This is a genomic window from Pseudomonas sp. FP818 (assembly GCF_030687335.1).
GTDB lineage: Bacteria > Pseudomonadota > Gammaproteobacteria > Pseudomonadales > Pseudomonadaceae > Aquipseudomonas > Aquipseudomonas shahriarae.
This window is the reverse complement of record NZ_CP117427.1, coordinates 3,121,893-3,148,776: the sequence shown is the minus strand read 5'-3', so window position 1 is coordinate 3,148,776 and position 26,884 is coordinate 3,121,893. Positions and strand designations below refer to the sequence as shown.

Sequence of the window (26,884 nt, the reverse complement as noted above, 5' to 3'; positions counted from 1 at the left end):
CCGCCGACCTTATGTAGAAGCCGGCAAGCCCCCACATTTCTCAGGGGGCGCCCCCCAGGCTTAGAAGTCCCAGCGCGTCGCCAGTTGCAGGCTGCGCGGCTCGCCGTAGAACCCGGTGCCGAAGTTGCCCAGGCCGGTGTAGTACTTTTTATCCAGGGCATTTTTCACGTTCAACGTCGCGCTCAAGTGCTCGTTGAAGCGATAGCGTGCCATCAGGTCCACCAGGTAGTAGCTGTCCTGGGTGATGCGCGCGTATTGGCCAAAGTTGACCGTGTCATTCGGGTTGGGCTGGAACACATTGCCGAAGAACTCGCTCTGCCAGTTGACCCCGGCGCCGAGGGTCACCTTGTCCAGCGCGCCCGGCAGGCGATAGGTGTTGAACAGGCGCACCACTTGTTGCGGCGTGGTGGTTTGCAGCACCGAGCTGTAGACGTAATCGTCGTTGGCATCGCGGGTGTGCTGGTAGGTGTAGCCGGCCGAGACATTCCAGCCGTCCAGCACTTCGCCGGCCAGTTCCACCTCAAAGCCCTTGGTGGTGGCGCCGGCAATCGGGCGATAGATCGAGTCGCTTTCAAAGCCCGAGACGTATTGCGCGACATTGTCCTGTTCGATGCGGAACGCGGCGAAGCTGGCGTTCAGGCGGCCGTCGAAAAAGGCCGCCTTGAGCCCGGCTTCATAAGTGTCGCCCTCAATCGCGTCGAGCAATTTGCGGTCGGCATCCTTGCTGTTTTGCGGGCGGTAGATCTTGGTGTAGCTGCTGTACACCGACCAGATGTCGTTGAGGTCATAGACCACCCCGGCGTAGGGCGTCACCACCCCGGTTTGTTTGTAGCTGGTGCGGGCGTCGGTGCTCGTCGCAGCGTAGAAGTCGGTGGTGTCGGTGTTGCTGAAATTGCTGACGCGGGTACCCAGGATCACCGACAGGTCATCGGTAGGCTTGAGGCGGGTCGCCAGGTAGGCGCCGGTTTGGCGTTGCACAATATCGTTCTGGCCGCTGCGCGGGATATCCGGCTTGGCGTACTCACCACGCCAGTCATAAATGCTGCCGCCCACCGGCGGGTAGATCGAACCGTAGACCGGCACGTCCTGTTTCGAGCGGGTTGCCATAAAGCCCATGATCAACTCGTGCTCGCGACCCAACAGGCTGAACGGGCCGTTGAGGTTGACGTCAAGGGTGTTCTGCACCTGGTCGCCCTTGTACTTGCCCATGAACATGTACATGCCCTCACCAGTGACCTGGTCCGGGTTGCCGCCACTGGCGGAGGCGAGCAAGGTGTCGTGCTGGCTGCGCTTGCGGTCCAGGCTGACTTTGAGCGACCAGTCGTTGGCCAGCTTTTGCTGGACCGAGGCGAAGATTGTCTGGTTCTGGAAGTCGCGGCGGCTCCAGTCGGCGGCCGGGTTGAACGAGCGCGAGAAATTCGTGCGATTGCCATTGCTGAAATACATCGGGAAACCGGTCCAGCTGGCGCCACGGGAGCGGGTGTCCTGCTGGTCGATACCGAAGGTCAGCAGGGTGTCGGGAGTCAGATCGGCTTCGAGGATGCCGTAGGCAATGTCCTTGGTGTGCTGGTAGTGGTCCAGGTACGACGAGCGATCCTGATAAACCCCGACAAAACGCCCGCGCACATTGCCCGACTCGGTCAGCGGCCCGGAGATATCGCCTTCGGTGCGGTAGTTGTCCCAGGAGCCCACGGTGCCGGTAACCGAGGCCTTGAAGTCCTTGGTGGGCTTTTTACGGATCAGGTTGACCGTGGCCGACGGGTCGCCCGAACCGCTCATCAGGCCCGATGAGCCCTTGATGATTTCCAGGTGGTCGTACACCGCCATGTCGGTGCTGGTGGTGCCGTAGTCATACACGCCGTCATAGGTGGAGTTGACGCCGTCGTACTGGAAATTGGTGATCGGCAGGCCACGGCTGGAGAACTCCCAGCGCTCGCTGTCGTAGTTCTGCACGCTGACGCCAGGGGCGCGGCGCAGGGTGTCGGCGATGTTGTTGGAACCCTGGTCATCCATCTGCTGGCGGGTGATCACGGTGACCGACTGCGGCGTCTCGCGGATCGACAGCGGCAGGCCGGTGGCCGAGGCCATCGAGCCGGTGGTGTAGGAATGACTGTCTTCGGTGGTGGCGCCCAGGGCCACGCCGGAAATGGTGGTGGCACCGAGCTCCAGCTCGCCGGTATTGAGCGGCACCAGCTCCAGCACATAGCCATTGTCGCCCTGGGGCTGGGCCTGCAAACCGCTGCCTTGCAACAAACGCTGCAAGCCGGCTGCGGGGGTGTAGCTGCCACTGAGTCCAGGGCTGGTCTTCCCGGCTGCCAGGCTGTTGTGGCCGGCGATAAACACCCCGGACTGCTCGGCAAAGCGATTCAGCACGCTGACCAGCGACCCGGCGCCAATGTTGTAGCTGCGCGTGGTTTCCTGGGTCGACGGCGTTTCCACCGCCTGCACATTGAGCGGGCCCAGGCAGAGCAGGGTCGCGGTGATGGCCAGCGCCAGGGGGCGCAGCGTGAAAGCAGCGGGTTGCGACATGGAAGGTTCCCTACGGATTCGGCGAATATGAAAGCGTCTGCTGGGTTAACCGAACGAACGTCGAAAAGGGGAACAGGTGGAGCCAAAAAAACTGCTCGCCTTGAGCCAGGCCTGTTGTGGCGAGCGGGCTTGCCCGCGTTGGACTGCGCAGCAGTCCCATCTTTTGGGGCCGCTACGCGACCCAACGCGGGCAAGCCCGCTCGCCACAACAGCCCGGATGGTTGGCGTTAGGTAGCGTGTGTTTTGGGCCCCACGCTGACCCACCACGGCAGCACTCTGTCCACCTGGATCGGCAATGCCGCCTCCAGCAGCCGCAACGCATGCTCGCTGTCCTTGAGCGGGAACGAGCCCATCACTGGCAGATGGGCCACGGCCGGGTCACAACCGAGGTGGCCGGGCCGGTAGCGGTTCAGTTCACCGATCAATTGGCCCAGGGGCAGGTTGTCGGCCAATAGCACGCCGCGGCTCCAGGCCTCGCGGGTGGCGGATGCGGGCACTGTGCTGCGGATCGTGTGCCGACCGAACACCGCCTGTTGTCCGGACTCGATAATGCGTACCTGCTGGCCGTCGGCGGTGCGCACTTCTACCCGGCCGTCGAAGACATTCAGGGTGGTGCTGTCTTCGCTGTGCAGCACACTGAAGCGCGTACCCAGGGCACGCAGGTGGCCGTGCGCCGTGTCGACCAGGAACGGCCGCTGGAGGTCCTTGGCGGTGTCGATCAACACTTCGCCAAAACGCAGGTGCAGCAGGCGCTGCTGCGCATCGAAGCGTACATCCATGGCGCTCAGGGCGTTGAGCCAGATATGTGTGCCGTCGGCGAGCAATGCGTCGCGGATCTCGCCGCTGGCCGTGGCGTAGTCGGCGCTCCAGCCGCCGATCACCCGGGGCAGGGCAGTGCCGCGCCAGGTGCCCCAGGCCAAGGTCGAACCGGCGCACAGTACCAATAATGTCTTGAGGGTTTGCCGCCGCGTGCTGCGCAGGGCGCGGCCGGCGCCGATGGGCTCGTCGGTCAGGGGCGCGAAGCGTTGGCTGACGCGCTCGACATAGCGCCAGGCAGCCTGATGCTCGGGGTTCTGCCCCAGCCATGTCTGCCAATGCTGTTGTGCCTGGCTGCCGCCTTGCGGGTCCTGTAGGCGCACATACCATTGGGCTGCCTGCTGCAGGCTGGCGTGGCTGAGTTTTCCGCTGGGGTTCATTCCACCAGCAACCCGTCGAGTTCGGCTTCCAGCACCGCGCAGTGCAACAGCGCCTGGGCCATGTATTTTTTCACCATGCGCTCACAGACCCCCAACTGCAGGGCGATTTGCTTGTAGGTCAGGCCATGCAGTTGCGCCAGCAGGAAGGCGTCGCTGACCTTGCGCGGCAGGCGCGCGAGCATGGCATCGACCTCGTACAGGGTTTCGACAATGATCGCCCGCTGCTCCGGCGATGGCTGCACCGCCTGTGGGCGGTCGGCGAGGCTTTGCAGCCAGGCCTGCTCCAGTTGGCGGCGGCGCCAATGGTCGATGCACAGGCCACGGGCGATGGTGGCCAGGTACGAGCGCTCGCGCACGGCGTCAGCCTGGTCAGGCGGGCGCTTGAGCACGCGGATAAAGGTGTCTTGCGCCAGGTCGGCGGCATCCCAGCGGTTGCTCAGGCGCCGGCGCAACAGGCCCAGCAGCCAGGAGTGGTGGCTGCCGTAGAGCTGACTGAAGGAAGCGGGGGAAGTCGACACAATATCCAACCGGCGCTGGCGCCACGACGTGAATAGGAATTGGTCGCGATTAAAGCAAAGGCCTGCGGGCAGCGCAAATGATATTGGTTTGCTTTTGCGAAAGGCTTTGCCTGCAGAGCTGCACAAATCAAATGTGGGAGCTGGCAAGCCAGCTCCCACAAGGCGTCTCCGGCATAAACTCAAGATCAGCTACGTGAGGTCGGCACCAGAAACGCGGCCTCCAGCAACTGCCGGGTATAGGCATGCTGGGGATCGGCGAAGATGGTTTTGGCATCCCCCTGTTCCACCACTTGCCCCTGTTTGACCACCATCAACTGATGGCTCAGGGCTTTGACCACCGCCAGGTCATGGCTGATAAACAGGTAAGTCAGGTTGTACTTGGCCTGCAGGTTGCGCAGCAGTTCCACCACCTGGCGCTGCACCGTGCGGTCCAGGGCCGAGGTGGGCTCATCCAGCAGGATCAGGCGTGGCTTGAGCACCAGGGCGCGGGCAATGGCGATGCGCTGGCGTTGACCTCCGGAGAATTCGTGGGGGTAGCGGTGACGGGTCTGCGGGTCGAGCCCTACCTCCTTGAGCGCGGCGATAATCGCTGCTTCCTGCTCGGCCGCGGTGCCGATCTTGTGGATGCGCAAACCTTCGCCAACGATCTCGCTGACGCACATACGCGGGCTCAGGCTGCCAAACGGGTCCTGGAACACCACCTGCATTTCCCGGCGCAATGGCCGCACCTGTTGCTGGGTCAGTTGGTCCAGTTGCTGGCCCTCAAAACGGATCCCGCCCTTGCTGCCGATCAACCGCAGGATCGCCAGGCCCAGGGTAGATTTGCCCGAGCCGCTTTCGCCGACAATGCCCAGGGTCTGGCCCTGGGGCAGGCTGAAGTGGATACCGTCCACCGCCTTGACGTAATCGACGGTATTGCGCAGGAAGCCTTTTTTGATCGGGAACCAGACTTTCAGGTCGTCGACTTCCAGCAGCGGTGGGCCAACCGCGTTGCTTGCCGGACCGCCACTGGGCTCGGCGGCCAGCAGTTCCTGGGTGTACGGATGCTGCGGGGAGCGAAACAGTTCTTCGCAGGACGCCTGCTCGACAATGCAACCGCGCTGCATCACACACACGCGGTGGGCAATGCGCCGCACCAGGTTCAAGTCATGGCTGATCAGCAACAGCGCCATGCCCAGGCGCGCCTGCAACTCCTTGAGCAGTTCGAGGATCTTCAACTGCACGGTCACGTCCAGGGCCGTGGTCGGCTCGTCGGCGATCAGCAGTTCCGGCTCGTTGGCCAGGGCCATGGCGATCATCACCCGCTGACGCTGGCCGCCGGACAACTCATGGGGCAAGGCCTTGAGGCGCTTGTGCGGTTCGGGGATGCCCACCAGGTCCAGCAGTTCCAGGGTGCGCAGGGTCGCAGCCTTGCCGGTCAGGCCCTTGTGCAGGCCCAGCACTTCGTTGATCTGCTTTTCGATGGAGTGCAGCGGGTTCAGCGAGGTCATCGGCTCCTGGAAGATCATCGCAATGCGGTTGCCGCGAATCTGGCGCAGGGGCTTTTCTTTCAGGGTCAGCAGATCCTGCCCGGCATACTTGATCGTGCCGGACGGATGCCGCGCCAGGGGGTAGGGCAGCAGGCGCAGAATCGAGTGGGCGGTCACCGACTTGCCGGAGCCGCTTTCGCCGACCAGGGCCAGGGTTTCACCGCGGCGGATATCGAAGCTGATATTTTCCACCACGCGCTGATGCTGCTCGCCGGTGACGAACTCGACGCTGAGGTCGCGGACTTCGATCAGATTGTCCTGATTCATCTCATTTCCTCGGGTCGAAGGCATCGCGAGCGGACTCGCCGATAAACACCAGCAAACTCAACATGATCGCCAGCACCGCAAAGGCACTGATGCCCAGCCATGGCGCCTGCAGGTTGGATTTGCCCTGGGCCACCAACTCGCCCAGGGACGGCGAACCGGCGGGCAGGCCGAAGCCCAGGAAGTCCAGGGCGGTGAGGGTGCCAATCGCGCCGGTGAGGATGAAGGGCATAAAGGTCATGGTCGAGACCATGGCATTGGGCAGGATATGGCGGAACATGATCGCGCCGTTCTGCATGCCCAGGGCCCGGGCCGCGCGCACGTATTCCAGGTTACGGCCGCGCAGGAACTCGGCGCGCACCACGTCCACCAGGCTCATCCAGGAAAACAGCAACATGATCCCCAGCAGCCACCAGAAGTTCGGCTGCACAAAGCTGGCGAGGATGATCAGCAGGTACAGCACCGGCAACCCCGACCAGATTTCCAGGAACCGCTGGCCGGCCAGGTCGACCCAGCCGCCATAAAAACCCTGCAGGGCCCCGGCCGCCACACCGATGATCGAGCTCAACACCGTCAGGGTCAGGGCAAACAGCACCGAGACTCGAAAGCCATAGATCACCCGCGCCAGCACGTCGCGACCCTGGTCGTCGGTGCCCAGCAGGTTATCCGCCGAGGGCGGCGCCGGCGCCGGGACTTTCAGGTCGTAGTTGATGCTCTGGTAGCTGTAGGGGATCGGTGCCCATAGCGTCCAGGCATCCTTGGCCTTGAGCAGTTCGCGGATGTACGGGCTTTTGTAGTTGGCTTCCAGGGGGAATTCGCCGCCGAAGGTGGTTTCCGGGTAGCGCTTGAGCGCCGGGAAGTACCAGTCGCCGTCGTAATGCACTGCCAACGGCTTGTCATTGGCGATCAACTCGGCGCCCAGGCTCAGGCCAAACAGGATCAGGAACAGCCACAGCGACCACCAGCCACGTTTATTGGCCTTGAAACGCTCGAAGCGGCGGCGATTGAGGGGGGATAGCGTCATCTCAATGCTCCCGGCTTTCGAAGTCGATACGCGGGTCGACCAGGGTGTAGGTCAAATCACCGATCAGTTTCACCACCAGGCCCAGCAGGGTGAAGATAAACAGCGTGCCGAACACCACCGGGTAATCGCGGTTGATCGCCGCTTCAAAGCTCATCAGGCCCAGGCCGTCGAGGGAGAAGATCACTTCGACTAGCAGCGAGCCGGTAAAAAAGATGCCGATAAACGCTGAAGGGAACCCGGCGATCACCAGCAGCATGGCGTTGCGGAACACATGGCCGTAGAGCACCCGGTGATTGGTCAGGCCCTTGGCCTTGGCGGTGATCACGTACTGCTTGTTGATCTCGTCGAGAAAGCTGTTTTTGGTCAGCAGGGTCATGGTGGCGAAGTTACCGATGACCAGGGCCGTGACCGGCAGCGCCAGGTGCCAGAAGTAGTCGAGGATCTTGCCGCCCCAGCTCAGTTCGTCAAAGTTGTTGGAGGTCAGGCCTCGCAACGGGAACCAGTCAAAATAACTGCCGCCGGCAAACACCACGATCAACAGAATGGCAAACAGGAACGCCGGGATCGCATAGCCGACGATGATTGCCGAACTGGTCCACACGTCAAAGTGGCTGCCATGGCGAGTGGCCTTGGCGATCCCGAGGGGGATCGAGACCAGGTACATGATCAGGGTGCTCCATAACCCGAGGGAGATGGACACCGGCATTTTCTCCTTGATCAGGTCGATGACCTTGGCGTCGCGAAAGAAGCTGTCGCCAAAGTCCAGCTGGGCGTAGTTCTTGACCATGATCCACAAGCGTTCCGGCGCCGACTTGTCGAAGCCGTACATCTTCTCGATTTCCTTGATCAGCGTCGGGTCCAGGCCCTGGGCCCCGCGGTAGCTGGAGCCGGCCACCGAGACTTCGGCACCGCCACCGGCGATGCGGCTGGTAGCACCTTCAAAGCCTTCGAGCTTGGCGATCATTTGTTCCACCGGGCCGCCGGGGGCGGCCTGGATAATCACAAAGTTGATCAGCAAAATGCCGAACAGCGTGGGGATGATCAGCAGCAACCTGCGAAAAATATAAGCCAGCATGTCAGTCGCCTCCGCTCGCCGGATCGGCCGTGGTCTGGGGTTGCGGCGTCACGGCCGGGGCCTGATCGGGCTTGATCCACCAAGTGGCAATGCCCACGTCATAGCGCGGCGGGACTTTAGGGTGGCCAAGGTGATTCCAATAGGCCACGCGGTAGGTCTTGATATGCCAGTTGGGGATCACGTAGTAGCCAAACTGCAAGACCCGGTCCAGGGCCTTGGCGTGGGCCACCAGGCTGTTACGCGAGTCGGCGTTGATCAATTGTTCCACCAATTCGTCGATGGCCGGGTCCTTGAGGCCGATGTAGTTGCGGCTGCCGGGCTTGTCGGCACTGCTCGATTGCCAGAACTCACGCTGCTCGTTACCCGGTGAAGAGGACTGCGGAAAGCTGCCGACCATCATGTCGAAGTCCCGCGAGCGCACGCGGTTGACGTATTGCGAGACATCGACCCGGCGGATCACCAGTTCGATGCCCAGGTCCGCCAGGTTGCGCTTGAACGGCAGCAGGATGCGCTCGAAGTCGGTCTGGGCCAGCATGAACTCGATGCTCACCGGCTTGCCGGTGGTGTCGACCATCTTGTCGTCAACAATGCGCCAGCCGGCCTCTTGCAACAGTTGGTAGGCTTCGCGCTGCTGGGTGCGGATCATGCCGCTGGCATCGGTTTTTGCCGGGGCGAAGGCCTGGGTGAAGGCTTCGTCAGGGATCCTGCCGCGCAGCGGTTCGAGAATCGCCAGTTCGGCAGGGCTGGGCAGGCCGGTGGCGGCCATGTCCGAGTTCTCGAAATAGCTGCGGGTACGGGTGTAGGCGCCGTTGAACAGTTGCTTGTTAGTCCATTCGAAGTCCATCAACAGGCTGATCGCCTTGCGCACCCGCACGTCCTGGAACATCGGCTTGCGGATATTGAACACAAAACCCTGCATCCCGGTGGGATTGCCGTTCGGCAGTTCTTCCTTGATCAGCCGGCCCTCGGCCACGGCCGGGACGTTGTAGGCGTTGGCCCAGTTCTTGGCCGTCATTTCCTGCCAGTAATCGAACTGCCCGGCCTTGAGCGCCTCCAGGGCCACGGTGCTGTCGCGGTAGTAATCGCTGACGCGGTAATCGAAGTTGTACAGGCCCTTGTTGACGGGCAGGTCCTTGCCCCAGTAATCCTTGACCCGCTCGTAGCGGATCGAGCGCCCTGGCTTGACCTCGGCCACTTTGTACGGGCCGCTGCCCAGGGGGATCTCCAGGCTGCTCTTGGCAAAGTCACGCCCGGCCCACCAGTGTTTGGGCAACACTGGCAATTGGCCGAGGATCAACGGCAGTTCGCGGTTGCTGGTGTGCTTGAACTTGAACAGCACGCGCAACGGGTCTTCGGCGATCACTTCGGCGACGTCGGCGTAGTAGGTGCGGTAGATCGGGCTGCCCTGGGTGATCAGGGTTTCAAAGGTGAACACCACATCTTCGGCATGCACCGGATGGCCATCGTGGAAGCGCGCTTCGGGCCGCAGGTAGAAGCGTACCCAGCTGTTATCCGGGGCTTTTTCGATCTTGCCGGCGATCAGGCCATATTCAGTGATGGGCTCGTCCAGGCCCTGCTGGGCCAGGGTGTCGTAGACCAGGGTGATGTTATCGGCGGGCACGCCCTTGCTGATAAACGGATTGAGGCTGTCGAAGCTGCCCATGGCTGCTTCGCGAAAGGTGCCGCCTTTGGGCGCATCCGGGTTGACGTAGTCGACATGCTTGAAATTGGCCGGGTACTTGGGCGGCTCGTCATACAGGGTCAGGGCATGTTGTGGGGCAGCAACGGCCTGGGCGCAAAACAACAGGCCACTGATAATCGCAGTACGCAAAGGCATCATTGGGGTTTCTCCGAAGCTTTCAGCCACCACGCTCTCAGGCCCAGGCTGTAGGGCGGCGTGGTGACGAAGGCGAACCGGTTACGGTACGCCAGGCGATGATAGTTGAGATACCAATTGGGAATACTGTAGTGCTGCCACAGCAGGACCCGGTCCAAAGCCCGGCCGGCGGCGACTTGTTGGTCGCGGGTCTGCGCGGCGAGCAGTTGCTCCAGCAGGTGGTCGACCACCGGGTTGGCGATGCCCGCGTAGTTCTTGCTGCCTTTGATCGCGGCCTGGCTGGAGTGGAAGTACTGCCACTGCTCAAGGCCAGGGCTCAAGGTCTGGTTGAGGGTCATCAGGATCATGTCGAAATCAAACTGATCGAGGCGCTGCTTGTACTGCGCGCGGTCTACCGTACGCAGGCGGGCATCGATGCCGATGCTGCGCAGGTTTTCGACGTAAGGTTGCAGGATGCGCTCCAGGTTCGGGTTGACCAGCAGGATTTCGAAACGCAGCGGCTGGCCATTGCTGTCGAGCAGGCGCTGGCCAGAGAGTGTCCAGCCACCTTCGGCCAGCAGGCCGAGGGCACGACGCAAGGTTTCCCGGGGGATGCCGCGCCCGTCGGTCTGCGGCAGGCTGAAGGCCTGGGTAAACAGATTGGCCGGTAGTCGGTCGCGATAGGGTGAGAGCATCAGCCATTCATGACCCACCGGCAGGCCGCTGGCTGCGAATTCGCTGTTGGGGTAGTAGCTCAGGGTGCGTTTATAGGCGCCGCTGAACAGGGTGCGGTTGGTCCACTCGAAATCGAACATCAACCCCAGCGCTTCGCGCACCTTGGCCTGGCTGAAAGTGGCGCGCCGGCTGTTCATGAACAGGCCCTGGCTCTGGGTCGGAACCTGGTGGGCAATCTGCGCCTTGATGACTTCGCCACGGTTCACCGCCGGGAAGTTGTAGCCATTGGCCCAGTTTTTGGCCTGGTGTTCGATATAAATGTCGAATTCGCCGGCCTTGAATGCCTCGAAGGCCACGTCGCTGTCGCGATAGAACTCCACCTCGACCTTGTCGTAGTTGTAGAACCCGCGATTGACCGGCAGGTCTTTGCCCCAATAGTCCTTGACCCGCTCGAACACCAATTGCCGGCCCGGTTGGACCTGGCTGATGCGATAGGGCCCGCTGCCCAGCGGTGGCTCGAAGGTGGTGGCCTTGAAGTCGCGGTTTTTCCAGTAGTGCTGAGGCAGCACCGGCAACTCACCCAGGCGCAGGATCAACAACGGGTTGCCGGCGCGCTTGAACACGAAGCGGATGCGATGGGGGTTGAGTACATCCACCCGGGCCACTTCCTGCAGGTTGGTGCGGTATTGCGGATGGCCTTCGGTCAGCAACGTGCGGTAGGAAAACGCCACGTCGTCGGCGGTAATGGGCTTGCCGTCATGGAAACGCGCTTGCGGGCGCAGGTTGAACACCACCCAACTGCGGTCCTCGCTGTACTCCACAGATTGGGCAATCAGGCCATAACTGGACGTGGGCTCGTCGCCGGACGGGGCGTACTGGCCGGTGCCGACCATCAGCGGCTCGTTGAGCTCATTGACGCCGTATTGCAGGAAATTGGCGGTTGAGACTGGGCTGGAGCCCTTGAAGGTATAGGGGTTGAGGGTATCAAACGTGCCAAATGCCATGACCCGCAAGGTGCCGCCCTTGGGCGCTGCGGGGTTTACCCAATCGAAGTGGGTGAATTTGGCCGGGTACTTGAGCGTACCGAACTGCGCATAACCGTGGTTCTCGGTAATGGTCGCATTCGCACAAAAGCTCAAGGCCAGACTTATTAGTAGAAGGAGGGGACGCTTCAAGTCAGAGATCCGATCCGGGCGGCTTGGGCTTTATGATCGGTACAGTAACAGCTTGTTCCACTTGGAAAAAGACTGTTGAAAAGGCCATTTTCAGGCTCGGAGGGATCTTGAGCGGTACGCAGGGCAGATATGGGAGCTGGCTCCCATACAGGCCTGCGTGCACTCGGTTTATCTTGGCCCGGAGACCACCAGCATCTGCCCCGGCTTCAAGGCCTGGCCAGTGCGAGGGTTCCAACGCTTGAGATGTTGCATCTCGACGTTGAAGCGCTTGGCAACCAAGTACAGCGAGTCACCTTTCTTGACCTTGTATTGCACCGGCTTCTTGCCGCGAGCCTTGGCCACCAGTTTACGGGTGTCCTGCATCACCAGGGTCTGGCCGACCTTCAAGGCCTGGCCATTGAGCTTGTTCCAGCGCTGCAGGTCATGCACGTTGACCTTGTTGGCCTTGGCAATCAGCGTCAGGTTGTCGCCGCTCTTGACCTTATAGCTGCGCGAGCGCCCGGCCACGGCCTTGTGCTCGACTTCGTCAAACACCGGCTTTTTCGGGCGCAGGCTCAACAATTCCTCGGGGTTCATCGAGGACAGGCTACTGGCCAGTAACTGCGCCTTGGAGGTGGGCACCAACAAATGCTGGGGACCGTCCAGGGTGGTGCGTTGCTTGAAGGCCGGGTTGAGCTGGAACAGTTCGTCTTCGTCGATCTCGGCCAGCGCGGCGACCCGGGACAGGTCCATGCTTTGCTTGACTTCGACCATTTCGAAGTATGGCGTGTTGGCAATCGGGTTCAGGTTGACGCCGTAGGCCTCGGGGGCCAGCACCACCTGGGACAGCGCCAGGAACTTGGGCACGTAGTCCTTGGTTTCCTGGGGCAGTGGCAGGTTCCAGTAGTCGGTGGGCAGGCCGAGCTTCTCGTTGCGCTCGATGGCCCGGCTGACGGTGCCTTCACCCGCGTTATAGGCCGCCAGGGCCAGCAGCCAGTCGCCGTTGAACATGTCATGCAGACGTGTCAGATAGTCCAGGGCGGCGGTGGTGGAGGCGGTGATGTCGCGACGGCCGTCGTAGGCACGGGTCTGGCGCAGGTTGAAGTAGCGCCCGGTGGAGGGAATGAATTGCCACAGGCCGACCGCATCGCTGCGTGAATAGGCCATTGGGTTGTAGGCACTTTCAATCACTGGCAGCAGTGCCAGTTCCAGGGGCATGTTGCGTTCTTCAAGGCGTTCGACGATGTAGTGAATATAGAGGCTGCCGCGTTCGCTGGCGTTCTCCAGGAAGGACGGGTTGCTGGCGAACCACAGGCGCTGTTGCTCGATACGCGGGTTGACGCCGACACCGTCCTGCAGTTGGAACCCCTGGCGCATGCGCTCCCAGACATCCTGGGGTACCTGCGGGCTTGGCTTCTCTGAGAGCCAAAGGGGTTTTTGCTTGATCTTGGCTGTGAGTACGGGTTTGGGTTGCACGGTGGATTGTGCAGCGAAATGAGTGGTTTGGCAGCCCGCCAGAGTTGCGGATACGGCCACCGCAATGGCTTGAGCCAGGCGGGTCAATGCGTCTGAATGGTTGGACTTACGAATAGATGACGACATTGGCTGGAAGTTAGTTCCGGGCAAAAATGTCGGGCGATTCTAGAAAGCGCTTGGGTTCCGGTCAACCATTCAGAAATTTCGTATCAGAACCTGTCTGCTTAGAACGTGTCTTTCCACGCTCGCAAGCTAGCAAAAACCTCGCTCCCGGCGCGGTTATCGCGGTTCCCCCACTCGTCCGCTTTTTGTTTAACGGATGTTTCAGCGGTGCGCAAAAACGGGTTGGTGAGTTTTTCCAGGGCCAGGGTCGAGGGCACCGTCATCTTGCCGGCTGCCCGAAGTTGGCTGACTTTAGCCACCCGTTCGGCGATATCGGCGTTGTGCGGTTCCACGGCCTGGGCAAAGCGCAGGTTGCTTTGGGTGTACTCGTGGGTGCAGTAGACCAGTGTGTCGGCCGGCAGCGCGGCCAGGCGCTCCAGGGAGTTGTACATCTGTTGCGGCGTGCCTTCGAACAAACGCCCACAACCGGCGGCGAACAGGGTGTCGCCGCAGAACAGCAAGCCATGATGATAAAAGGCTATATGTCCCAGGGTGTGTCCCGGCACGGCGAGCACGTCGAAGCCCCAGCCCAGCACCTCGATCCGGTCGTTATCGTTGAGCGCGACGTCACGGGCCGGGATTTTTTCGCTGGCCGGGCCATAGACCTTGGCGCCTGTGGCTTGCTTGAGCTGCTCTACACCGCCCACGTGGTCATTGTGGTGGTGGGTAATCAGGATGTCGCCGAGGGTCCAGTCCGGGTGCTGCGCAAGCCACGCCATGACAGGCGCGGCATCGCCCGGATCGACCACGGCACAACGATGGCTGCGATGGTCCTGTAACAACCAGATGTAGTTATCGGTGAAGGCGGGCAGGGCACTGATCTGTATCATTCTTCTATTCGCCAAGCTGAACACATTGGTGCATCTTAGAACGTCTTGGCGAGTTGGAGAATGCAATGACTGATAAAGCGTTCGCCCAGGCCGATCCCGAGTGGCTGGCCTTGATCAGCGCAGCCCGTGAGTGGCTGTCCGGGCCGATCGGGCAATTTCTGCTGGAACAGGAGCGGCTTATGCTCGAAGAAGAGCTTGAGCGCTTCTTTGGCGGCTACCTGGTGCACTACGGCCCTTCGGCACAAACCCCGCCGCCTGCGCCCCAGGTGCAGCGCAATGTGCGCCTGGGCGCGCCGTTGCCGGGGGTCGAGATTGTCTGCGAAGAACAGGCCTGGCCTTTGAGCGAGCACGCCGCCGATGTGGTGGTGATGCAGCACGGCCTGGATTTCTGCCTGTCGCCCCATGGCTTGCTGCGTGAAGCGGCCAGCGCGGTGCGCCCGGGTGGCCATCTATTGATCGTCGGCATCAACCCCTGGAGCTCCTGGGGCCTGCGGCATGTCTTCGCCCATGATGCGCTGCGCCAGGCCCGCTGCATCTCGCCCTCACGGGTCAGCGACTGGTTGAACCTGCTGGGCTTCGCGCTGGAGAAACGTCGCTTCGGGTGCTATCGTCCGCCGCTTGCTTCGCCCAAGTGGCAGGGCCGGTTGGCCGGTTGGGAGCGCCGTGCCGGGGCCTGGCAGTTGTCCGGGGGCGGTTTCTACCTGCTGGTAGCCCGTAAGATCGTGGTCGGCCTGCGACCGGTGAGCCAGGTCCGGCGCGAGCCCATCGGCAAACTGGTGCCAATGCCCCTGGCCAAGGTCAACCGTCGCTCCAGCGAGCAATAACTCACTTTTTGGCATTCAGGTCGTCGTGTGCGACCTCGGGAGCTGTCGGTCGATTACCGGCAACCCGCTTTGATGGATAGCGTAATGACCGATAGCGTAGAACTCTTTACCGACGGCGCCTGCAAGGGCAATCCTGGTCCGGGCGGCTGGGGCGCCTTGCTGGTGTGCAAGGGCGTGGAGAAGGAGTTGTGGGGCGGCGAACCCAACACCACCAACAACCGCATGGAGCTGATGGGCGCCATTCGCGGCCTGGAGGAGCTCAAGCGCCGTTGCGACGTGCTGCTGGTGACGGACTCGCAGTACGTCATGAAAGGCATCAACGAATGGATGGTCAACTGGAAAAAGCGCGGTTGGAAAACCGCAGCCAAGGAGCCGGTAAAGAACGCCGACCTATGGCAGTTGCTGGATGAACAGTGCAACCGCCATAACATCACCTGGAAATGGGTGCGCGGGCATATCGGCCACCCGGGCAACGAGCGGGCCGACCAATTGGCCAATCGTGGCGTGGATGACGTGCGCGGTTACAAGCAGAGCTGAGGTTCCCCATAGCCCTTGTTGGCTGGCGCGGTCCTGGATCTGGCAATCGCTGAAATCACAACGCCAGAATCCCCCGGGCGAGTTGCTCGTCCGTATCGCGTAACGCCGGCAAGGTGCGGCGAATGTGCTGCAATGCCGACTCCAGCTGGACACCCCGTATCTCGCCGTGGCTGGCAACAAACGCCGCGGCATCGTCCTTGGCCGCCAGTACGATCTTGTCATCCTTGAAGTTGCTGCTGGTGCCCTTGGTGGCACTCATCGACAGGCTGACCAGGGCGTCGGTGGTCATCACAAAGCTGGTGGCCTGGGTATGGGCAGCGCCCATCAGGCACAGGGCGAGCAGATAGTTTGGCTTGAGCATGGGTAGATTTTTACGCATCTGTAAGGAGCGGCGCAGGCTAACAAGGCGCTTGATAGCAAACTGCGCAAGCTTTGCTAAACCTTGTAAAAAACTGTTGGGCGAGGGCTCGCGGCGTTCCTCCAGGGGGCGCTCCGGTTATAGAGCGTGCTAATATCCCGCCCCTTGAAATACACACACCGTTGAGAGCTGAACCCTGATGGCCATCCGATCCGTTGTACTCGATACCGAAACCACCGGCATGCCGGTGACCGATGGTCACCGGATCATTGAAATCGGCTGTGTCGAGTTGATGGGCCGCCGCCTTACCGGCCGGCATTTCCACGTGTACCTGCAACCGGACCGGGAAAGTGACGAAGGCGCCATTGGCGTCCACGGCATCACCAACGAATTCCTGGTGGGCAAGCCGCGCTTTGCGGAAGTTGCCGATGAGTTTTTCGAGTTCATCAACGGCGCGCAGTTGATCATCCACAACGCGGCGTTCGACGTGGGTTTCATCAACAACGAATTCGCGCTGATGGGCCAGACGGATCGGGCGGACATCACCCGTCACTGCTCGATCCTCGACACCCTGATGATGGCCCGTGAGCGCCACCCAGGCCAGCGCAACAGCCTCGACGCCTTGTGCAAACGCTATGGCGTCGACAACTCCGGCCGTGAACTGCACGGCGCCTTGCTCGACTCCGAGATTCTCGCGGACGTCTACCTGACCATGACGGGCGGGCAGACCAGCCTGTCCCTGGCCGGCAACGCCTCCGATGGCAACGGTTCGGCCGAAGGCTCGGGCAACCGACCTTCGGAAATCCGTCGCCTGCCGGCGGACCGCAAGCCCACGACCATCATCCGCGCCAGCGAGCAGGACATGGCCGAGCACGCGGCACGCCTGGAAGCCATCGCCAAGTCGGCGGGTGCGCCGGCGTTGTGGACCCAGTTGACCCAACACTAGTCGGGCCCGGCACGGTCTAAACATGTCGGAGCAGGCTTGTGTGGGAGCGGGCTTGCCCGCGATTACGGTTTGACAGCCAGTGCAGCTGTTACTGATCCACCGCCATCGCGGGCAAGCCCGCTCCCACATTGGTTCTGTATAGGCTTCGAAATCTTCATTCGCGACATTCGCTCCCAGCTTCTACCCTGAGTACATCGCTCTCAGGACGCCAAGCCCCATGTACAAAGACCTGAAGTTCCCTATCCTGATCGTGCACCGTGATATCAAGGCCGACACCGTCGCCGGTGATCGGGTCCGGGGCATCGCCCGGGAGCTGGAGCAAGAAGGTTTCAGTATCTTTTCTGCCGTGGACTATGCTGAGGGCCGGCTGGTGGCTTCGACCCATCATGGGCTGGCGTGCATGCTGATCGCCGCTGAAGGCGCCGGGGAAAATACCCATCTGCTGCAGAACATGGTCGAGCTGATCCGACTGGCGCGCCTGCGTGCGCCCAACCTGCCGATCTTTGCCCTGGGCGAGCAAGTCACCCTGGAAAATGCCCCGGCCGACGCCATGAGTGAACTCAACCAACTGCGCGGCATTCTCTACCTGTTCGAAGACACCGTGCCATTTCTGGCCCGGCAGGTGGCCCGGGCGGCGCGTACTTACCTCGATGGCCTGCTGCCGCCATTCTTCAAGGCCCTGGTGCAGCACACGGCCGACTCCAATTACTCCTGGCATACCCCCGGCCACGGCGGTGGTGTTGCCTATCGCAAAAGCCCGGTGGGGCAGGCGTTTCATCAGTTTTTCGGGGAAAATACCCTGCGTTCGGATTTGTCGGTGTCGGTGCCGGAACTCGGTTCGCTGCTGGATCACACCGGCCCCTTGGCCGAAGCTGAAGCCCGTGCGGCGCGCAACTTTGGCGCCGACCATACCTTCTTTGTGATCAATGGTACGTCCACCGCCAATAAGATCGTCTGGCATTCCATGGTCGGCCGCGACGACCTGGTGCTGGTGGACCGCAACTGCCACAAGTCGGTGCTGCACTCGATCATCATGACCGGCGCGATCCCGCTGTACTTGTGCCCGGAGCGCAATGAGCTGGGGATCATCGGCCCGATTCCGCTGACCGAGTTCAGCCGCGAGTCGATTCTCGCGAAGATCGAGGCCAGCCCCTTGACCCGGGGCCGCGAGCCCAAGGTCAAGCTGGCGGTGGTGACCAACTCGACCTATGACGGCCTGTGCTACAACGCCGAGCTGATCAAGCAACAACTGGGCAACAGTGTCGAGGTCCTGCACTTTGACGAGGCCTGGTATGCCTACGCGGCCTTCCACGAGTTTTTCGCCGGGCGGTATGGCATGGGGACTTCGCGTACGCCCGATAGCCCGCTGGTGTTCACCACGCATTCGACCCACAAGTTGTTGGCGGCCTTCAGCCAGGCGTCGATGATCCATGTACAGGACGGCGGGGCACGGCAACTGGACCGTGACCGGTTCAATGAAGCGTTCATGATGCACATCTCTACCTCGCCGCAGTACAGCATCATTGCCTCGCTGGACGTGGCGTCGGCCATGATGGAAGGGCCGGCAGGGCGTTCGCTGCTCCAGGAAATGTTCGATGAGGCCCTGAGTTTCCGTCGGGCCCTGGCCAATCTGCGCCAGCATATTGCCGCCGATGACTGGTGGTTCTCCATCTGGCAACCGCCTTCGGTGGCGGGCATTGACCGGGTGGCGACGGCCGACTGGTTGCTGCAGCCCGAGGCCGACTGGCATGGCTTTGGTGATATCGCCGAAGACTATGTGTTGCTCGACCCGATCAAGGTCACCCTGGTGATGCCCGGCCTTACGGCGGGCGGTGCCTTGAGTGACTGCGGAATCCCGGCGGCGGTGGTCAGTAAATTCCTCTGGGAGCGTGGCCTGGTGGTGGAAAAAACCGGGCTCTATTCATTCCTCGTGCTGTTTTCCATGGGGATCACCAAAGGCAAGTGGAGTACCCTGCTCACGGAATTGCTGGAGTTCAAGCGCAGTTACGACGCCAATAGCAGCCTGGCCAGTTGCCTGCCATCGGTGTTCGAGCAGGGCCCGACGCGCTACCAGGGCATGGGTTTGCAAGACTTGTGCGACCAGTTGCACGGCTGCTATCGCAGCAACGCAACGGCCAAGCACCTTAAGCGCATGTACACGGTGTTACCGGAAATCGCCATGAAACCGGCCGATGCCTATGACCAACTGGTACGCGGTGAAGTCGAGGCCGTGTCCATAGATGCCTTGCCAGGGCGTATCGCCGCCGTGATGCTGGTGCCTTATCCGCCGGGCATTCCGCTGATCATGCCGGGGGAGCGCTTTACCGAATCGACGCGCTCGATTATCGACTACCTGGCCTTTGCCCGGGAGTTCGATAGCAGCTTCCCGGGGTTTGTCGCCGATGTGCATGGTTTACAACACGAAGACGACGGCAACGGTCGTTGTTACACCGTCGATTGCATCAAGTGTTAAGGATGGTTATGCAAGCTGTAGTGAATCCGAAGTACCCGGGGCTCAGTGTACGAGTCGCCGACGAGGGATTTGACGCCTACGTGTGGGGCAATGATTTCAGCTTTGAGGTGTGCGTATATGGCACGCCGGAACTGGGCAAGCCAGTTGATCAGTGGGCGGTGGAGCAGATCCTGCCGTACCGCAAATGCTACGGCATCGATCCGGAGGAGTTCGCCAGCTATCGCGATGCCGCCGACAGCGCGGTATTCATGGCTTACCTGGATGATCGGCCGGTTGGCCATATCGTCGTCAGTACCAATTGGAACGGCTATGCCCATGTCGATGAGTTGGCGGTGGTGCTGCCGGCACGCCGGCATGGCGTGGCCAAGGCTTTGCTCGACGTGGCACAGTTCTGGAGCCGCAAGAAAAACCTGCCGGGGATGATGCTGGAGACCCAGAACAACAACCTCGGGGCCTGTCGGCTGTATGAACGCAGCGGCTACGTCATGGGCGGGATCGACCATCTGCGTTATCGCGGGATTGATCCGCAGACGCGTGAGGTGGCGATTTTCTGGTATCGCTTGTTCGGCTGAGCCCCACCCGGGCGGGGGCTAATTGACCGGCGACAACAGGCCCTGCGCTTTGTGCGTGACAATCTCCAGCAACGCATTGAGCGCCGGGCTCGGGCTGCTGTCCTTGACCGTCAAGCCATACAGGCTTACCAGGATCGGCGGTGATAACGGGCAGGTATCCAGCCCGGCCTCACGCGCGCCACTGGCGGTGAAGGGATCGACCACCGCCAACCCTTCGCCGGCCTCGACCATGCTGCGCATCATCTGATAGGTCTGCACCCGTGTCTGGATTACCGGCAACGGGCGCAGCGCCTGTAATTTGCTGTCCAGCAACTGGCTCAACGGGTCCTGGCCCTCCAGGCCGATCATCGACTGGCCGGCCAGTTCTTGCAGGGCGATGTATTTCTGCCGTGGCTTGAGCCAGCCATGGGGCGCCAACAACTGCAACTTGCCCTGGGCCAGCACGGTACTGGTGATTTGCGGGTGTTCGGGATCATGCAGGCTCAGGCCCAGGTCGGCCTCTTGCAGCAACAGGCTCCTGACGATGTCGCGGGTCGGCTGGCTGGACAGGTTGCAGGGGGTGTCCTGGAAACGCCGACGCAACAGCGCAATGCTTTGCGGCAGCAATTGATTGGCCAGCGGCGGTGTACAGAGCGTGCGCAGCGGCGGCGCATGATGATGCTTGAGGCTGCTGGCCAGGCGTTGTATCGGTTCCAGGGCTTCGTAGAGATGGGCGATCTGCGCCTGCATCGCCAGGGTTTCCCGGGTGGCCTGCAACCGCCCGCGGACGCTGGCAAACAGCATGAATCCCAGTTGCTGCTCAGCGTCCTTGAGGGTGGCGTCCACGTCGGACACAGCCAATTGCAACCATTCGGCGGCGGTGCCGAGGTGTCCGGTTTGCAAAATGGCTTGAATCACTTCGATATGACGTAAACGCATGCATGAAGTCCATGTTCAGCAGGTAAGGGATTCACCGGGTGAATCCTAACCCAAGTCCGCTCATATGACTTCTGCCTGGAGGCACAGCCTTATCAAACAGGCGTGTTTTCGGGTTCGCGGGTCAGTGAAACCTGCGACTGGACCAGCACAAAGGTATTGTCATCGACTTTGTTGACCCGATCACCAATCGCCAGCTTGTAGGAAATGACAGGTTCTGAACCGCCGTCTGTCGAGGTGGACTCCTGGAATTCATGCACGGAATAAACGCGGCCTTCCGCGTCGCGGGCATGGAATTGTCCGACAAGTACTGCTGCCATCTGTTTAGAACCTCTGGAGAAAAACACCGATTTGCGGTTCTGTAGACCGTCATTAAGGCGGGTAGTTTACCTACATAGAAAAAATACTATTCGATGATGTGCCGCTTATTTTTCCTACAGGTAGATCACGGCGCAAAACAGCCGCCGATTGGCCACAACCTGCTGGTGATAGGCCGGCTAAGGCTCTATAACTACAGGTTCCTTTAGTCAGATGTCGGGAAAGCCCCATGAGCAAGGTCTACACGATTGCCGTACTGGTCGGCAGCTTGAGAAAACAGTCGATCAACCGCAAGGTCGCCCAGGCATTGGCGCAATTGGCGCCTGCAAACCTCAAGCTCAGCATCGTCGAAATCGGCGAATTGCCGCTGTATAACGAAGACCTTGATGGCTCAGCGCCGCCTGCCGCCTACAGCACCTTCCGCCAGCAGGTGGCTGCGGCCGATGCGGTGCTGTTTGTCACCCCCGAATACAATCGCTCGGTGCCGGCGGCCTTGAAGAATGCCATTGATGTGGGTTCGCGTCCTTATGGCCAGAGCGTCTGGAGCGGCAAGCCAGGTGCGGTCATCAGCGTTTCACCGGGGGCCATTGGTGGGTTCGGCGCCAACCACCATTTGCGCCAGTCCCTGGTGTTCCTGGATGTGCCGTGCATGCAGCAGCCAGAAGCCTACCTGGGAGGCGCGGGCAGTGCGTTCGATGAGGCGGGCAAACTGTCGGAGAAAACCAAACCGTTCCTGCAGGCGTTTATTGATGCCTATGGCCAGTGGGTAACGAAACAGAAGGGCTGACCGATCGGCAAGACCCAGGCATCGCGGCTGGGTCTTTTGCTACGGTCAGCTCAATTGGTCGGCCAGGTGCAACGCCTGCCGCCCGATAAACTTGAGCCTGGCTTGCATGCAGGGGTTCTGGAAGCCCAGGGTCTGCGCCTGGCACTGTTGCGTTGGTGAAAAGAGGGCTATGGGGGTTCCCTGGACTGGAACTTAAAAGTGTTTCAAAGATAATTCGGCATTACATGTTGAAGTGTCCTACATGTATTCGAGCCTCAGATGAGTAAGATCCAAGCGCCCTGGAAGTATAAACGGCCTCGTCACTCTACCTGTGCCTAAGGTGCTTTAGTCCAATTCACTGGTTTGAAACGTCAGGAGTATTAATAAATGGAATCCTTGCTGTGTCAGGACGGTTTTCTACACCGATTTTTCGGGATCTCAGAGTCCTTCCCTGAACATATCGCTATCAGGAATCTGGATGTCGACACAGGGGTTGTGACATATCGCGAGTTACGACTAAAAGCCGAGCAGTGTAACGGTGCGCTCGGCACTTTAAATATCTTGCCGGGCGAAAAAGTTGCACTTGTTCTACCCAGCGGTGTTGAATTTATCGCTTATTTTTTAGCGATCGTTGGACGTGGTGCAATTCCGGTCATCCTTAACTACAAGTTGACGCCATTTGAAATGGCGAGTGTGGTGGGCAGCGCCAGGCCTGTGCTGGTTGTGACAACAGCTGCGCTCTTCGAAAAACACAGCGAAATATTCCAACTCGCCAACGGCGTTCGTCACTCCTTGTTATTGGAAGTGGGTGAGTCCTCATCCCTGTCTGAAAATGCGACGCCTGATGTTCAGCTTATGTGTCGCAACGAACCGCTGGTATTGCCTGAAGGCAACCCAATCGTCTCGATACAGTTCACTTATCGGGGCACCGGCAAACCGCTGGCGGTTCCTCACCGCTACCTTGACGTGACGCATGCAATCGATGGCATGCACGAGCATATTCATCGCCAGGGGGTCGGCTCCGTCCATCTGGTCACGCTGCCGCTGCACGCCATCTTCGGGCTGTCGGCGATGATGATCTTTCCATTGAGCGTGGGCGCCACGCTGTTGATGACCGATACCGTGCTCAACAGGGACCTGGCAGAAGTCCTGTCCCGGCATAAGGTCACCTATACCTGCCTGGTGCCCGATGTCATTCGCTATTTCAATAGCCGACTGGCCAAGCGCAAAGGCGCGCTGTTGCCGATGCACCCTCAACTGATGATTTACTCAGGCGGTAGCCATCTACCCGCGGACGAAGCGGAGAAACTGGGGCGGTTGCTGGGCTGCAAACCGGTATTGCAGGGCTACGGCTTGACCGAGAGCATGCCCGTGCTGCTACAGAGTACGCTTGGCGTCGCGCAGCGCGGTGCCATGGGGCAGCCGATCAGGGGTGTGGAACTGCGCGTCGTCGACGCTCAAGGGCAAGACGTCGCGCCAGGGCGGATCGGCGAATTGCTGGTACGCGGGTCGATGGTGATTGACGGTTACGACGATGCAGAAGAAGCCAATAAGCGGTTCTTCCGTGACGGCTGGCTGCACACGGGTGACCTGGTTTGGCGCGATGACGATGGACATGTGTTTTTCTATCGTCAACGCTTACGCATCTCAAAGATCAAAGCGCAGATGGTCGATCTGTTGGAGGTCGAATCCGTCGCCATGCAACACCCCGATGCGGTGCGTGCAAAAGCCTACATCGTTCCCGACCACAAAGAGGTCAACGCATTGCACCTGTGTGTCGAGGGGCGTGCCGGGCTGACTCAGAGCGCAATTTCCACGCTGCTTTCTCAGCACCTCTCGGGGTTCAAACTGCCCAAGACCATTGAGATCATCGTTCTCAAGGAGCACAGCCATGCAAGCTGATGGCACGCCACCGGTATTGGCGGTGTTTGACTTTGACGGCACGCTCTCCGACCGGCATACGTTCTGGCGCTATATGCGTTACGTCGCGGGAACAAAAATGTTCTGGCTCAAAATGATCTGGCTGCTGCCAAAAGTGTTCAGCGTGATTCTGGGCGTGACCCCGTTGATGCAGGCTCGATTGGCGTTTATTGCGCGTTACCTGGGTGGCGTGTCGGTGGAGAAGGAGCGTGAGCACGCGCGGCATTTCGTGACTGAGCAATTGCCACGCTGGATCAGGCCCGAGGCGCTGCGCCGGCTGCAATGGCATCAATCCATGGGGCATGTCACGGCGCTGGTCAGCAACTCGCCAGAGAACTACCTGGCTCCCTGGGGGGCGGCAGTGGGGTTCGACTATGTGTGCGGCACTCGCCTGGAAACCGAGAACGACAGGCTGACGGGGGGCATCTCAGGCACCAACTGTGTTGGGCCGGAGAAAGTCATACGGCTCAGAGGCTGCCTGGCCAACCTTGATGACTACTACATTTACGCCTACGGCGACTCATCCGGCGACGATGCCCTGCTCGGTATTGCCAACGCCCCCTTTTATCGGAACTGGTACTGACTTATGGGCGCCTCGAACACTTCAGTCCCCGGGCCATGCGCTGTGCCGACGACGGTCATGATCGTGGGTGCCGGACCTGTTGGCCTGCTACTGGCAAACCTACTGCAGAAATGGGGCGTTTCTTTCCGCCTTATTGACAAGAATGCCGGCCCTTCGACCGCCACCACGTCGCGGGTCGTGCATTCAAGAACCCTGGAAATGCTCCGGCACCTGGGGGTTGCCGAACAGGCTGTCAGCAACGGTTTTACGCTCAAGCAGTTTTCGCTGCAGGCGAACAGCAAACGGGTACCGAACGATAACTTCTCCTATCTGGATGCCTGTTACCCTTTTTTACTCAGCTTGCCAGCGTCGACGCTAGAGCAAATCCTGCTTGAGCGTCTTGATGCATCGGGCCTGGGTGTTGAGTGGAATACCGAACTGGTCGAACTGCAGAACCAGCCGCAATCCGTGCAGATGCTCCTGCATCATGCTGATGGCCGCGACGAACGTTTGAGCGCTCGCTGGATGGTCGCCTGCGACGGTGCTCATCGCCGCATTGCCACGTCCCAGCCGCGTCGTGTGCAGGCACTGCAGCACGATGCCGTGTTCCTGGCAGGCGATTCGGCGCCTATCGGCCACCCTCTGGCGGATCAGGCGATTAACCTGGGGATGGGCGAGGCCTATAACCTGGCGTGGAAAATCGCCTATGTCGATCAGGGCCTGGCAGCCCCCGCATTGCTGCAGAGCTATAACGAAGAGTGCTTCCCGGCAACCTTGCGAGCCGAGAGCATGGTGCACCGAGTGCTTGTCTGGCTGCGGGATAATATCCTGCCACTGCTGGGTGACTGGCGCCCGCTCCAGCGCACGTTGGCCTCGATGATTTGTGCTCATCATTACCACTACGGCAAAAGTGCCGGTATTCAAGAGTCCCTGACGAACAGGCAGCGCGCGCATTGGAATAAAAAGGGCAGGAAGTCGCGGTTCCCGACCGCAGCACCTCGCGCCGGCCAACTGGCTCCCGATATCGAGTTATGGCAACCCCCAGGTACGCCGCCAAGACGCTTGATGGATCTGTTCCAGGGAACGTTCACGTTACTGGTCTTCAGTGCGGCCGATCAATTTTCCTCTTTACTGCCGGGTTATTACGCACTGGCTGATGCAGTGCAGACGGATTACCCAGGTATCAAGGCCTATTGCGTTATTGATGCCCTCGGCAGTGCAGGGGCGCCGTTTCAACATTCGACGTTATTGGACCCGGACTGGCGCTTGCACAAGCGTTATCACGCGCGGGCAGGCACATTGATGCTGATTCGTCCTGACGGCTATATCGCTTTTCAGGGGCTGGATATAACTACGCTGATGACGTATCTGCACGTGCGATCCGGGCTGGTCAAGGTGAAAAAAAAGCAACTTCCAGCAAGAATGATTTAACGGCGCTGCCGATTTAAACCTGTGTGCGCAGTTCATTAGTTTGCGCAAGGCCCGCGTTGGCGATGAACTGATAGTTTGTTTTAAATAACCAAATTTAACTTCGGTTGGGAGGTCTCCATGCGCCTTGAACTTGGCGATGTTGTGCAGGAATTTATCGTGTCCAATGGAAAAATGGTCCAGAGTTATTTCTCTCTATCAGAGAGGATCATTGATTCGCTGGGCGACTCGGATACAGCGAAGGAATCAATATTGATGCGTTTGCTGGCTCAGGCCGAAACCGTCACGGTGCAGTATCTCAATGCTCACAAACAAGTACTTGAGGGCGCGTTTTCCCGTCGGGTTGAAGTACCGCTTAATCCAACTGTTGCACCGCTGGAAACGTCGTACTTGAACTCAGCCACACTGGCAACGGCCACTCTTGATGAGCCAGGCAGTGCGCAATTGCCAGCTGTGGATGTCGAAGCCTCGGTGCTTGAACAACTGGCAATTATCACCGGTTTTACCGTAGATCAGATCGATCAGGAACAACCCTATGAAAGCCTGGGGCTGGACTCCCTGGTGCAGATGGAATTCCTCGAGTCGCTCGTCGACCTGTGGCCGGAACTCAAAGCCAGCGGCACTCAATTGCTCAACGCCAAGTGCCCGCAACACACTATCGCACTGATTAAAGCGGCTCTGGCCGCGCCCGAGTCGCCCCCCGCGCCGGCAAGTGCTGCGCAAACGCCTGAGGTCCAGAGCGCCGAGCCGGCCTTCAGCCAACAACTGTTCGACGCCTTGGTACCGCTGATCCCGGGCGAGCCAAAAGCGTTCGATATTGATACGCCCTTCACCGAGCTGGGACTCAATGGTTTTGCCCGCGAAGCATTTTGCCAAGCACTGGCACAGCAGTGCTCTGCCAGCCAGTTTGCCGGTGAAGCGTTGATGTCATGTCGTACGCCGCGGGACACGCTGTGGTTTTTGGAAAGGCTGAGCTGAGACTCGCCCCGCTGCAATTTTGGCAATCAGGAGGAAACG

At 60.4% G+C, this 26,884-nt stretch carries 23 protein-coding genes; 10 read left to right on the top strand and 13 right to left on the bottom strand.

Annotated features, from left to right (window positions below; translation table 11 throughout):
* Nucleotides 1-60 precede the first annotated feature (60 nt).
* The 10 genes from PSH80_RS13995 to gloB all read right to left on the bottom strand — a co-directional run bounded on the left by PSH80_RS13995 (nucleotide 61) and on the right by gloB (nucleotide 14,248).
* Complete coding sequence (locus PSH80_RS13995) at nucleotides 61-2,529, bottom strand: TonB-dependent receptor (protein WP_305417160.1); 2,469 nt, start codon at nucleotides 2,527-2,529, stop codon at nucleotides 61-63.
* Between the two features lie 227 nt (nucleotides 2,530-2,756).
* Nucleotides 2,757-3,725: a FecR domain-containing protein gene (locus tag PSH80_RS13990; RefSeq protein WP_170044136.1), complete on the bottom strand. Its 969-nt coding sequence runs from the start codon at nucleotides 3,723-3,725 to the stop codon at nucleotides 2,757-2,759.
* A complete protein-coding gene (locus tag PSH80_RS13985) occupies nucleotides 3,722-4,252 on the bottom strand; it encodes a sigma-70 family RNA polymerase sigma factor (RefSeq protein ID WP_115128320.1) in 531 nt (176 codons plus the stop codon). Before PSH80_RS13985 ends, PSH80_RS13990 begins: the two co-directional genes overlap by 4 nt.
* A gap of 176 nt (nucleotides 4,253-4,428) precedes the next feature.
* Nucleotides 4,429-6,039 carry an ABC transporter ATP-binding protein gene (locus PSH80_RS13980; protein WP_169960683.1) on the bottom strand — a complete coding sequence of 537 codons (1,611 nt, stop codon included), beginning with the start codon at nucleotides 6,037-6,039 and terminating at the stop codon, nucleotides 4,429-4,431.
* A gap of 1 nt (nucleotide 6,040) precedes the next feature.
* Complete coding sequence (locus PSH80_RS13975; protein ID WP_057436809.1) at nucleotides 6,041-7,060, bottom strand: ABC transporter permease; 1,020 nt, start codon at nucleotides 7,058-7,060, stop codon at nucleotides 6,041-6,043.
* Nucleotide 7,061: 1 nt separating this feature from the next.
* Nucleotides 7,062-8,135, bottom strand: a complete 1,074-nt coding sequence (locus PSH80_RS13970) for a microcin C ABC transporter permease YejB (protein ID WP_057436807.1) — start codon at nucleotides 8,133-8,135, stop codon at nucleotides 7,062-7,064.
* Nucleotide 8,136: 1 nt separating this feature from the next.
* On the bottom strand, nucleotides 8,137-9,975 hold the full coding sequence (locus PSH80_RS13965) for an extracellular solute-binding protein (protein ID WP_057959394.1): 1,839 nt from the start codon (nucleotides 9,973-9,975) through the stop codon (nucleotides 8,137-8,139).
* The gene (locus tag PSH80_RS13960; RefSeq protein WP_057959395.1) at nucleotides 9,972-11,801 is read right to left on the bottom strand and encodes an extracellular solute-binding protein; all 1,830 of its coding nucleotides are present in this window, start codon (nucleotides 11,799-11,801) and stop codon (nucleotides 9,972-9,974) included. The genes PSH80_RS13965 and PSH80_RS13960 overlap by 4 nt, the downstream gene beginning before the upstream one ends.
* Nucleotides 11,802-11,969: 168 nt before the next feature.
* Nucleotides 11,970-13,382, bottom strand: a complete 1,413-nt coding sequence (locus PSH80_RS13955; RefSeq protein WP_057959396.1) for a lytic transglycosylase domain-containing protein — start codon at nucleotides 13,380-13,382, stop codon at nucleotides 11,970-11,972.
* A gap of 98 nt (nucleotides 13,383-13,480) precedes the next feature.
* Entirely contained in the window at nucleotides 13,481-14,248 is a 768-nt protein-coding gene (gene gloB / locus PSH80_RS13950) for a hydroxyacylglutathione hydrolase (protein ID WP_057959397.1), read from the bottom strand.
* 65 nt (nucleotides 14,249-14,313) lie between these two features.
* Here gloB and PSH80_RS13945 point away from each other — a divergent pair, with 65 nt between their 5' ends.
* Nucleotides 14,314-15,072, top strand: coding sequence for a class I SAM-dependent methyltransferase (locus PSH80_RS13945; protein WP_057436800.1), 759 nt, complete (start codon nucleotides 14,314-14,316; stop codon nucleotides 15,070-15,072).
* 84 nt (nucleotides 15,073-15,156) lie between these two features.
* Nucleotides 15,157-15,609 carry a ribonuclease HI gene (rnhA, locus tag PSH80_RS13940; RefSeq protein ID WP_057436798.1) on the top strand — a complete coding sequence of 151 codons (453 nt, stop codon included), beginning with the start codon at nucleotides 15,157-15,159 and terminating at the stop codon, nucleotides 15,607-15,609.
* Nucleotides 15,610-15,664: 55 nt separating this feature from the next.
* On the opposite strand, the gene PSH80_RS13935 is transcribed toward rnhA, so the two are convergent.
* Nucleotides 15,665-15,970, bottom strand: coding sequence for a DUF2388 domain-containing protein (locus PSH80_RS13935; protein WP_128592986.1), 306 nt, complete (start codon nucleotides 15,968-15,970; stop codon nucleotides 15,665-15,667).
* A gap of 202 nt (nucleotides 15,971-16,172) precedes the next feature.
* Here PSH80_RS13935 and dnaQ point away from each other — a divergent pair, with 202 nt between their 5' ends.
* The 3 genes from dnaQ (at nucleotide 16,173) to PSH80_RS13920 (ending at nucleotide 19,958) form a co-directional block, all read left to right on the top strand.
* Complete coding sequence (dnaQ, locus tag PSH80_RS13930; RefSeq protein ID WP_162947798.1) at nucleotides 16,173-16,913, top strand: DNA polymerase III subunit epsilon; 741 nt, start codon at nucleotides 16,173-16,175, stop codon at nucleotides 16,911-16,913.
* Between the two features lie 217 nt (nucleotides 16,914-17,130).
* A complete protein-coding gene (locus PSH80_RS13925) occupies nucleotides 17,131-19,386 on the top strand; it encodes an Orn/Lys/Arg decarboxylase N-terminal domain-containing protein (RefSeq protein ID WP_115128315.1) in 2,256 nt (751 codons plus the stop codon).
* 8 nt (nucleotides 19,387-19,394) lie between these two features.
* Entirely contained in the window at nucleotides 19,395-19,958 is a 564-nt protein-coding gene (locus PSH80_RS13920) for a GNAT family N-acetyltransferase (protein WP_057436789.1), read from the top strand.
* A gap of 18 nt (nucleotides 19,959-19,976) precedes the next feature.
* On the opposite strand, the gene PSH80_RS13915 is transcribed toward PSH80_RS13920, so the two are convergent.
* The gene (locus PSH80_RS13915) at nucleotides 19,977-20,876 is read right to left on the bottom strand and encodes a LysR substrate-binding domain-containing protein (protein WP_057959400.1); all 900 of its coding nucleotides are present in this window, start codon (nucleotides 20,874-20,876) and stop codon (nucleotides 19,977-19,979) included.
* A gap of 92 nt (nucleotides 20,877-20,968) precedes the next feature.
* Entirely contained in the window at nucleotides 20,969-21,193 is a 225-nt protein-coding gene (locus PSH80_RS13910; protein ID WP_057436787.1) for a hypothetical protein, read from the bottom strand.
* Between the two features lie 227 nt (nucleotides 21,194-21,420).
* Between PSH80_RS13910 and PSH80_RS13905 the strand changes: the two genes are divergently transcribed.
* The 5 genes from PSH80_RS13905 (at nucleotide 21,421) to PSH80_RS13885 (ending at nucleotide 26,845) form a co-directional block, all read left to right on the top strand.
* A complete protein-coding gene (locus tag PSH80_RS13905; protein ID WP_057436785.1) occupies nucleotides 21,421-21,978 on the top strand; it encodes an NADPH-dependent FMN reductase in 558 nt (185 codons plus the stop codon).
* Nucleotides 21,979-22,344: 366 nt separating this feature from the next.
* Nucleotides 22,345-23,859, top strand: a complete 1,515-nt coding sequence (locus tag PSH80_RS13900) for a class I adenylate-forming enzyme family protein (protein WP_057959401.1) — start codon at nucleotides 22,345-22,347, stop codon at nucleotides 23,857-23,859.
* Entirely contained in the window at nucleotides 23,849-24,460 is a 612-nt protein-coding gene (locus PSH80_RS13895; RefSeq protein ID WP_057959402.1) for an HAD family hydrolase, read from the top strand. Before PSH80_RS13900 ends, PSH80_RS13895 begins: the two co-directional genes overlap by 11 nt.
* 57 nt (nucleotides 24,461-24,517) lie before the next feature.
* Nucleotides 24,518-25,870: an FAD-dependent monooxygenase gene (locus PSH80_RS13890; protein WP_305417144.1), complete on the top strand. Its 1,353-nt coding sequence runs from the start codon at nucleotides 24,518-24,520 to the stop codon at nucleotides 25,868-25,870.
* A gap of 117 nt (nucleotides 25,871-25,987) precedes the next feature.
* Complete coding sequence (locus PSH80_RS13885; RefSeq protein ID WP_305417143.1) at nucleotides 25,988-26,845, top strand: polyketide synthase; 858 nt, start codon at nucleotides 25,988-25,990, stop codon at nucleotides 26,843-26,845.
* Nucleotides 26,846-26,884: the final 39 nt, after the last annotated feature.

Bases quoted from the DNA above. Each gene is read 5' to 3' on its own strand.
- PSH80_RS13980 (WP_169960683.1), bottom strand. From the start codon at position 6,039: ATGAATCAGGACAATCTGATCGAAGTCCGCGACCTCAGCGTCGAGTTC.
- PSH80_RS13995 (WP_305417160.1), bottom strand. From the start codon at position 2,529: ATGTCGCAACCCGCTGCTTTCACGCTGCGCCCCCTGGCGCTGGCCATC.
- PSH80_RS13890 (WP_305417144.1), top strand. From the start codon at position 24,518: ATGATCGTGGGTGCCGGACCTGTTGGCCTGCTACTGGCAAACCTACTG.
- PSH80_RS13945 (WP_057436800.1), top strand. From the start codon at position 14,314: ATGACTGATAAAGCGTTCGCCCAGGCCGATCCCGAGTGGCTGGCCTTG.
- PSH80_RS13900 (WP_057959401.1), top strand. From the start codon at position 22,345: ATGGAATCCTTGCTGTGTCAGGACGGTTTTCTACACCGATTTTTCGGG.
- PSH80_RS13915 (WP_057959400.1), bottom strand. From the start codon at position 20,876: ATGCGTTTACGTCATATCGAAGTGATTCAAGCCATTTTGCAAACCGGA.
- PSH80_RS13990 (WP_170044136.1), bottom strand. From the start codon at position 3,725: ATGAACCCCAGCGGAAAACTCAGCCACGCCAGCCTGCAGCAGGCAGCC.
- PSH80_RS13905 (WP_057436785.1), top strand. From the start codon at position 21,421: ATGAGCAAGGTCTACACGATTGCCGTACTGGTCGGCAGCTTGAGAAAA.
- PSH80_RS13970 (WP_057436807.1), bottom strand. From the start codon at position 8,135: ATGCTGGCTTATATTTTTCGCAGGTTGCTGCTGATCATCCCCACGCTG.
- PSH80_RS13885 (WP_305417143.1), top strand. From the start codon at position 25,988: ATGCGCCTTGAACTTGGCGATGTTGTGCAGGAATTTATCGTGTCCAAT.
- gloB (WP_057959397.1), bottom strand. From the start codon at position 14,248: ATGATACAGATCAGTGCCCTGCCCGCCTTCACCGATAACTACATCTGG.
- PSH80_RS13895 (WP_057959402.1), top strand. From the start codon at position 23,849: ATGCAAGCTGATGGCACGCCACCGGTATTGGCGGTGTTTGACTTTGAC.
- rnhA (WP_057436798.1), top strand. From the start codon at position 15,157: ATGACCGATAGCGTAGAACTCTTTACCGACGGCGCCTGCAAGGGCAAT.
- PSH80_RS13920 (WP_057436789.1), top strand. From the start codon at position 19,395: ATGCAAGCTGTAGTGAATCCGAAGTACCCGGGGCTCAGTGTACGAGTC.
- PSH80_RS13975 (WP_057436809.1), bottom strand. From the start codon at position 7,060: ATGACGCTATCCCCCCTCAATCGCCGCCGCTTCGAGCGTTTCAAGGCC.
- PSH80_RS13935 (WP_128592986.1), bottom strand. From the start codon at position 15,970: ATGCTCAAGCCAAACTATCTGCTCGCCCTGTGCCTGATGGGCGCTGCC.
- PSH80_RS13925 (WP_115128315.1), top strand. From the start codon at position 17,131: ATGTACAAAGACCTGAAGTTCCCTATCCTGATCGTGCACCGTGATATC.
- PSH80_RS13910 (WP_057436787.1), bottom strand. From the start codon at position 21,193: ATGGCAGCAGTACTTGTCGGACAATTCCATGCCCGCGACGCGGAAGGC.
- PSH80_RS13965 (WP_057959394.1), bottom strand. From the start codon at position 9,975: ATGATGCCTTTGCGTACTGCGATTATCAGTGGCCTGTTGTTTTGCGCC.
- PSH80_RS13955 (WP_057959396.1), bottom strand. From the start codon at position 13,382: ATGTCGTCATCTATTCGTAAGTCCAACCATTCAGACGCATTGACCCGC.